Consider the following 1089-nt stretch of genomic DNA (forward strand, 5'->3'; position numbering starts at 1 on the left):
GCCAGGGGCTCGGCGGCCGGCGCGGCCGAGCTGCTCGGGGTCGGGGTCGGCGACGGCGCGCTGCTCGAGTCGCCGCCGGTGAACAGGCCGGTGATGCCGTCGACGATGTCGGTGAGCAGGTTGCCGCCGGAGGTCGCCTCGGGCGTGGGGCTCGGGCTTGCCGAAGGCGAGGCCGAGCCGGACGCGGACGGCTCGGGAACGGCGGAGGCGGTGGCCGTCGGGCAGGCGGTGGGTGCGGCGAGCGCCGGCTGCTCACCGCGGAGCGCGAAGAGGCCGGCCGCCGAGACGCTGGCGACCACCAGCAGGATGCCGTACAGCCGCGGGTCGCGGTGCCCGGGTCGCTCCGGCCCGTCCGGGCCGACGGCCGGCAGCACCTGGGTGGTGTCGGCGGCCTCGGTGGGGACCGGCTCCCGCAGCGGGTTGCGCGGCTCGGGCAGTGTGTCGGTGAGCACGCCCGTCGTCTCGTCCTCGCGCTGCCGGGGCAGCAACTCGTCCACGAGGGCCGGCTCGTCGTCGGCCGGGCCCACGTCCTCCGCGTCGGCCGGCCCGGCCTCGACCACCGGCTCGCCGGCCGGGGCCGGCTTCCTGGCCGGCACCCAGGCGAAGCCGAGGGCGCTGCCGACCATGCCGAGCAGCAGGCCGATGAAGAACCCGCCGAGGTTGACCCCGATCATCGAGTAGAGCGCGGTGATCGCCGCGACGATCGCGTAGAACATGCGCTGTGCCGGGCTGAACCAGAGCAGCATCCCGCAGGCGACCAGGATGACCGGGATCAGCCAGGACAGGAAACCGGTCGGCCCCATCTGGAAGGTGAGGCCGTTCAAGCTCATCTGCGTGGTGCCGAAGATCTCCAGGCCGGCCAGCGCGGTGAAGAGCCCACCCCAGAACGGTCGGGTCCGCCGCCAGCGGCGGAACCCACGCCACGCCTCACCGACCCGACCGGGTCGGGCGTGCTGCGTCTCGGCGGTTGTCACGTACTCCTCCTGGCGGTGCGGTCGGGGTGAAACAAGGTCGAGGCCCGCGGAGGGGGCCCGCCGCGGGCCGCGACAACAGATCAGAAGCATTACCAGGCGCGCGGGCCCACGTTCA

Annotated in this window: 1 protein-coding gene; it reads right to left on the reverse strand. The window is 74.4% G+C overall.

Annotation, left to right across the window (positions count from 1 at the left end; genetic code table 11):
- A partial coding sequence (locus ACWEVO_RS36995; protein ID WP_452312020.1) for a DUF6114 domain-containing protein occupies positions 1–974 on the reverse strand: 974 nt, incomplete at its 3' end.
- Positions 975–1089 lie beyond the last annotated feature (115 nt).

The organism is Micromonospora sp. NPDC003776, assembly GCF_053605645.1.